Origin of the sequence: Methylorubrum zatmanii (assembly GCF_014845115.1) — a bacterium.
GTDB classification, from domain to species: Bacteria; Pseudomonadota; Alphaproteobacteria; order Rhizobiales; family Beijerinckiaceae; genus Methylobacterium; species Methylobacterium zatmanii.
This window is the reverse complement of sequence record NZ_NKUI01000182.1, coordinates 1-6521: the sequence shown is the minus strand read 5'-3', so window position 1 is coordinate 6521 and position 6521 is coordinate 1. Positions and strand designations below refer to the sequence as shown.

Sequence of the window (6521 nt, the reverse complement as noted above, 5' to 3'; positions counted from 1 at the left end):
ACACGCCCGTACCGTGCGGTGCGCCACGCCTCTTTTTTCGTCGGCAGCTTCAGATGTGCATAGGAGACCGGCCCGGGACGGGCCTTGCCTCAACGACGGTCGGCGGGTGGGTCGACCCACCCGATCGCGCCGTCACTGCGCCGATATACGACGTTGATGCGCCCGGTGCCAGCGTGAACGAAGACGACCACCGGGGCGCCCGTCATGTCGAGGGCGGTCACCGCCTCGCTCACGGATTGGCGCTTGAGGGTGCGGGTGCTCTCGGCGACGACCGGCGGATGCGCCTCCTGCTCGGCCTCGGCCGGCTCCTCGTCGAGATCCTCGTCGGGGGCGGCGAACACGGCGTAGGCAGCCTCGATATCCGCGCCATTATGGCTCGGCGCGCCATGGTCCTTCAATTTGTGCTTGTAGCGACGCAGGCGCTTTTCGAGCCGGTCGGCGGTCTGGTCGAAGCTCGCATGGGCATCGTGGGCCGCGCCCGAAGCTTCCAGTGTGAGGCCGGTGACGAGGTGGAGCACGCAATCCGTGCGGTAGGTCGATCCGTCGCGCCGCAGGGTCACGTGGCCGGTGCAGGTGCCGCTCATATGCGGATCGAGGTACTTCCCGAGCGTCGCCGCCATGCGGTCTTCGACCCGGCTCCTCAGCGCCGCACCGAGATCGAGGCCATGCCCCGTGACCCGCAAACCTGCCATCGACGTCTCCGCTTCTCCTCCCGAGGGCTTCGAGAGTTAGAAAGGGGGGAGTGGCAAGTCAACGCGAAGGCGAGCCGGCGCAGAACAATCGCTCGAAACTGCGGGCTTTCGCCCTGGCGGGGACCGGCCGCGTCAGCGGCCGGCGGTCGCCATCTTCGCCCGGCGGCGCTCGATGGAGGACGGGATGCGCAGGGACTCCCGGTACTTGGCGACGGTCCGGCGGGCGATGTCGATCCCCTCGTCGCGTAGGCGCTGGACCAGGGCATCGTCGGACAGGACGTCCCCGGCCTCCGCATCGACAAGTTGCTTGATGCGATGGCGCACGGCCTCCGAGGAATGGGCCGCCGCCCCGGCCGCGCCGGGAATCGCGGCGGTGAAGAAATACTTCATCTCCAGGGTGCCGCGGCTCGTGCCGATCGACTTGTTGGAGGTCACCCGCGACACGGTCGATTCATGCATGCCGATCGCCTCGGCGACGGTCTTGAGGTTCAGCGGCCGCAGGTGGGCGACGCCGTGCAGGAAGAAGGCATCCTGCTGCCGCACGATCTCGGTGGCGACCTTCAGGATCGTGCGGGCTCGCTGTTCCAGGCTGCGGGTCAGCCAGTTGGCGGTCTGGAGGCATTCGGACAGGAACGCCTTGTCCCCCTCCGCCACCGAGCCCTTGGACACGCGCGCATAGTAGCTCTGATTGACCAGCACCCGGGGCAGCGCCTCCGAGTTCAGTTCCACCAGCCAGGAGCCATCCGGCGCGGCGCGCACGAACACGTCGGGGACCAGCACCTCGACGGCATGGGAGCCGAAGGCGCGGCCGGGCTTGGGATCGAGCCGGCGGATCTCCGCCAGCATCTCGACGAGGTCCTCGTCGTCCACGCCGCACAGGCGCCGCAGGGCCGGGAAGTCCCGCTTGGCCACGAGGTCGAGGCGCGAGACCAGCGCCTGCATCGCCGGGTCGAACCGGTCCTGCTCCCGAAGCTGGATCGCGAGGCACTCGGCGAGGTCGCGGGCGGCCACCCCCGGCGGGTCGAAGGTCTGGACGAGCTTCAGCACCCGGGCCACATCGTCGAGGGAGGCACCGAGCCGTTCCGCCACGAGATCGATGGCTTCGCGCAGATAGCCAGCATCGTCCACGGCATCGATCAGGAAGCTGCCGATCAGCCGGTCGGACGGGCTCTTGGTCGCGAGGTCGAGCTGCGCGGCGAGATGGTCGCGCAGGGACGTCTCGGCGGTCAGCGACGCCTCGAAATCGGGAAGCTCGCCGTCGAAGCTGCCGCCGGTATTGCCGTAGGGCGCGGGCGTCAGGGAGAGCATGTCGCCGCTGCCGGACTCGCGCGGCACCGGGTTCTCGTCGGCGAAGACGTTGTCGAGGCGCGTATCGAGGTCTCCCTCGATCTCGCTGCGGCTCGGGGTCATGTCGGAGGCGAGCCAAGCCTCGGGCTCCGGAGCCTCGCCGCCGTCATAGCCCTCGCCGTCGCCGGAGGCCTCCGGCGCTTCGCGCTCGGAGCCCGCCTCCCCTTCCACGCGTTCGAGTAGCGGATTACGCTCCAGCTCGGCATCGACATAGGCTGCGAGATCGAGCTGGGAGAGTTGCAGCAGCTTGATCGCCTGCAGAAGCTGCGGCGTCATCACCAGGGCCTGGCCCTGGCGCATTTCAAGCCGTTGCATCAGACTCATGACGATTCCTCGGCGACCTGTTCGCGACGCCTAACCCTCGACAAGCGCGAGGCAATTACCACCCGCAGGCCATTCGCCCGCTTCGGCACGCTTCTTGCTTTCTCTTTTGTTTGGTGTAGCTCCAACCACGCCCTCCGTCAAAGTGTGTTTGACGCCTTCTGCCTGAAATCCGTGCAGGACGGCAGCATTGCCACAGCCCGTTGCGGGCAGGAGGCGAGCGTCCTTCCGCAGGCGGAGGATGCGCCAGATCGCACGGTGAAGCTCAAGATTGCCTTGCACGGGCGATGGCGGCCGTCGGCATGGTTCAGCAGCCGTTACGGACCGAATTCCGATCGGACGCAGCGGCCCTCGCCGCGCGCCACTTGTCTAGAAGCGGCGGCTCAGAGCCGGAAATCCTCGCCGAGATAGAGGCGCCGGGCATCCTCGTTGGCGACGATCTGCTCCGGCGTGCCCTCGGTCAGGATGCGGCCGGAATGGGCGATGTAGGCCCGGTCGATCAACCCCAGCGTCTCGCGCACGTTGTGGTCGGTGATGAGCACGCCGATGCCGCGCTGCTTCAGATGCTTGACCAGATCCTGGATGTCGCCGACGGCGATGGGATCGATGCCGGCGAAGGGCTCATCGAGCAGCATGAAGGTCGGCGAGGAGGCGAGCGCCCGGGCGATCTCGCAGCGCCGCCGCTCGCCGCCCGAGAGGGCGATGGAGGGCGATTTGCGCAGCCGCGCGATATCGAACTCCTCGAGCAGGGAATCGAGCTTGCGCTCGCGGGCCTTGCGGTCGGGCTCGGCCACCTCCAGCACGGCGCGGATATTGTCCTCCACCGACAGGCCGCGGAAGATCGAGGCCTCCTGCGGTAGGTAGCCGATGCCGAGCCGGGCCCGCTGGTACATCGGCAGATGGGTGATCTCCATGCCGTCGAGGCTGATGAAGCCGCGATCGGCCGGCACTAGGCCGGTGATCATGTAGAAGATCGTGGTCTTGCCGGCGCCGTTGGGGCCGATCACGCCGACGATGCCGCCCGGCGGCAGCTTGAACGAGAGATCCTCGATCAGCAGGCGGTCGCCGTAGGCCTTGTTGAGGTTCTTGAACTCGATGACGTTCTGGCCGAGCCGCTCGGTGATCGGGATGACGATCTGCGCGGTCGCGTCGACCTTCTGCTGCTGCTTGGCGACCAGCTCCTCGTAGCGGGTGATACGCGCCTTCGACTTGGTCTGGCGGGCCTTCGGCGAGGCCGAGATCCATTCCTGCTCGCGGGCGATGGAGCGCTGGCGGGCCATGTCCTCCCGGCCTTCCTGCTCCAGGCGCTTCTGCTTCTGCACCAGCCAGGACGAGTAGTTGCCCTCGTAAGGAATGCCCTTGCCGCGGTCGAGCTCGAGGATCCAGCTCGTCACGTTGTCGAGGAAGTAGCGGTCGTGGGTCACGATCAGGATCGCGCCCGGATACTGGCGCAGATGCCCTTCGAGCCAGTTCACGGTCTCGGCGTCGAGGTGGTTGGTCGGCTCGTCGAGGAGGAGGAGTTCCGGCTCCCACAGCAGCAGGCGGCAGAGCGCGATGCGGCGGCGCTCGCCGCCCGAGAGGGTGGCGACCGGCTGCTCGTCGCTCGGGCAGCCCAGCGCCTCCATGGCCTGATCGACCTTGGAATCGAGCTCCCACAGGTTCTGCGCCTCGATCTGGTCCTGGAGGGCGGTCATCTCGTCCGCCGTCTCCTCGGAATAGTTCATGGCGAGTTCGTTGTAGCGGTCGAGCAGGGCCTGCTTCTCGGCCACGCCCTCCATCACGTTCTCGCGCACGGACTTCTCAGGATCGAGCTGCGGCTCCTGCGGCAGGTAGCCGACGCGCGCACCCTGCGCGACCCAGCCGTCGCCGGTGAAGTCCTTGTCGATGCCGGCCATGATCTTGAGCAGCGTCGACTTGCCCGAGCCGTTGATGCCCAGCACACCGATCTTGGCATCGGGATAGAACGACAGGTTGACGTTATCGAGAACCTTCTTACCGCCCTGGTAGGTCTTGTTGAGACCCCGCATGTGGTAGATGAAATCGCGGGCCATATGCGTTCGTCCTCTCAGAAGGGCGCCACCGGTCGTGCCGGCTGTCGCGGATGCGTGGCCGCTCGCAGGGCCCGGCTCCGGATCGAGCCATGCCGCGCGGGGCGCCTTCCGCTTGCGGGTGAAGAATTTGCTGTTCGAGTATCAGGGCCGCCCGGCAGGGGCAAGGACGGCCCTGGCGGAAGACCGGCGCGGACGGAGGCGGCCGCGCCTCAGGCGCGAGGTCAGGCGAAGGGATTGCGCATCGGCTCCGTCGTCTCCGGCTCGTCCGGCACGGCCTCGGGCAGGTCTTCCGCTTCGAGGGTGGCGACCACCGCGTCGAGGAGGTTCTTCAAGGCCCTGGCCCGCTTCAGCCCCACGCGGTCGCGGGTGAGGTCGAGGGCGCCGTGCAGCGCGATGCGCTGGGTGCCGTTCTCGATGGAGAAGCCGGCGAAGGTCTGCACGCCCGCATCCTCGGCGAAGGGGCGGAAGGGCAATGCGGGATCGGCCTTGCGGCGCGGCATCGGGGCCTCCTGTCAGAAGATCGCGCGCAGCAATTCGCGCCAGAGGTAGCGCAGGAAATGGAGCGCCTGCCGCTTGAGGGTGTCGAGGGTGGCGTTCCAGCCGGAGCCATCGCGCGCGAATTCGCGCGGCTCGGGCAGGGTCATCGCCCGGGCCTTGGCGGCGTCGGGCAGGCCCGGAAACACGTCGATCCCGGCCTTCTCCCGCAGGGTCGCGAGGGAGACCGTCCGCCAATCCCCGCTCCCATCGTTGGGCGCCAGATAGGCGCCCGCCTCGCCCGAGCGCGGATCGTAGACCGCCTTGAAGAGCGCCGTCGGCACCAGAACCCGCCCCTTGATGGCGCGGGTCGACGCGCCTTCGAAGATCGGGCCGGTGACGACGAAGATCTCGCCGCGCTGCGTCGCCAGCCGCCGCACGCTCTCCTCGATCGCAGCCCAGAGACTGCGGTTGAACGTGCGGTTCTGCGGCACGATGTTGGCGAGGCTGAAGGATTCGGCCTGGGAGGCGGCGCTCGGCATGTCGCCGGCGGGGGCCAGATGGCCACGGTCGAACCCGCTATGGACGTAATCGGACAGGCTCGCCCGGTCGTCCTCGGCCAAGCGCTCCTCCTCGTGGAAGGCGTCGGCCCGTTCGACGCGGCGGGCGGCGGCCACGCTCTTCCGCGTCAACCGCTCGGCGGCGTAGAGCGGCGTGCGGGAGGCGCCGGAATGCAGCACCGCGAAGGCGCCGAAGCAGAGCGGGACGGCGCGCTCCGACAGCTTCGGGTTGGTGAGCGCCGGCACCCGTTCGTCCGCGAACGAAGCGGGACAGGCCGGCGCTTCCGGCGCGACCTTCGACAGGGCCGCGAGCGGGGTCGCGGCGGTAAGGAGGCCGACCAGGAAGCCGGCGAGGGCTGGGGAGCGCAGCGCCATCGGCGGGTCAGGCGCAGATCCGGACGCGGCGCGTGCCCGACGGCGTTTCCCGCCACCGATAGCCGCAGGGACGCCCGAGCGGATCGATCAGCGGGCGAATGTCGCGGTCCGGCGGCCCTGGAGGCCGGCGGCAGCGGACATCGTCGATACAGACCGATGCTGCGGGACGCCCGATGCGGGCATCCGCCGCGAGGGCGGCGTCTCCGCCCAGCAGCAGGAGCGCGAGGGCCGCACCCAGCCGGCGCGCAGTCTGGATTCGCTCTAAGTCTTTGACTTTACTCGGTATAATCGGGAGTTTTTTCAACTGAGACTCCCCCGGGGTGTCCGAGATCAGCGTCTTTGCGGCGGGAAGCATTGCGACGGCGGCCTCGGGACCGGGCGAGATGTTGATCAATGCAGCCTTCGTCCATATTTGGGGTCGCGTCACGCGTGAAATGGCGGGGCTGCCTTAACTCTGAAGGCAGCCGAGGATGCCGAATCCTATGAAAGCTGCCCTGCTGTTGCAGTGAGATCATGGTATCCCGCGATCCGTTCGCGCTAGAATGGCTGTTCATACGTCCCGGGGCGAGCGGTTTCCGGGGGCGGGCGAAGCCTGACACGAGGCCGCGTTCGAGGGATCGGGCGCGCGCTGTCGGGGGCCGCGCCGCCGACGGGAACGCATTGAGAGACGGGTGAAGGCATTGGCACTAGCGGACACGACG

The 6521-nt window shown here is 68.1% G+C and carries 6 protein-coding genes; all 6 read right to left on the bottom strand.

The window, feature by feature from the left end:
* Positions 1 to 89: 89 nt before the first annotated feature.
* Positions 90 to 692, bottom strand: a complete 603-nt coding sequence (gene hpf / locus MZTS_RS19600; RefSeq protein ID WP_192285103.1) for a ribosome hibernation-promoting factor, HPF/YfiA family — start codon at positions 690 to 692, stop codon at positions 90 to 92.
* Positions 693 to 824: 132 nt separating this feature from the next.
* Complete coding sequence (gene rpoN, locus MZTS_RS19595; RefSeq protein WP_192285102.1) at positions 825 to 2363, bottom strand: RNA polymerase factor sigma-54; 1539 nt, start codon at positions 2361 to 2363, stop codon at positions 825 to 827.
* A 380-nt stretch (positions 2364 to 2743) separates the two neighbouring features.
* Entirely contained in the window at positions 2744 to 4411 is a 1668-nt protein-coding gene (gene ettA / locus MZTS_RS19590) for an energy-dependent translational throttle protein EttA (protein ID WP_192285101.1), read from the bottom strand.
* 221 nt (positions 4412 to 4632) lie between these two features.
* Positions 4633 to 4911, bottom strand: a complete 279-nt coding sequence (locus MZTS_RS19585) for a hypothetical protein (RefSeq protein WP_192285100.1) — start codon at positions 4909 to 4911, stop codon at positions 4633 to 4635.
* A 12-nt stretch (positions 4912 to 4923) separates the two neighbouring features.
* Positions 4924 to 5820, bottom strand: a complete 897-nt coding sequence (locus tag MZTS_RS19580; RefSeq protein WP_192285099.1) for a DNA/RNA non-specific endonuclease — start codon at positions 5818 to 5820, stop codon at positions 4924 to 4926.
* Between the two features lie 7 nt (positions 5821 to 5827).
* Positions 5828 to 6214: a hypothetical protein gene (locus tag MZTS_RS25690; protein ID WP_246482197.1), complete on the bottom strand. Its 387-nt coding sequence runs from the start codon at positions 6212 to 6214 to the stop codon at positions 5828 to 5830.
* Positions 6215 to 6521 lie beyond the last annotated feature (307 nt).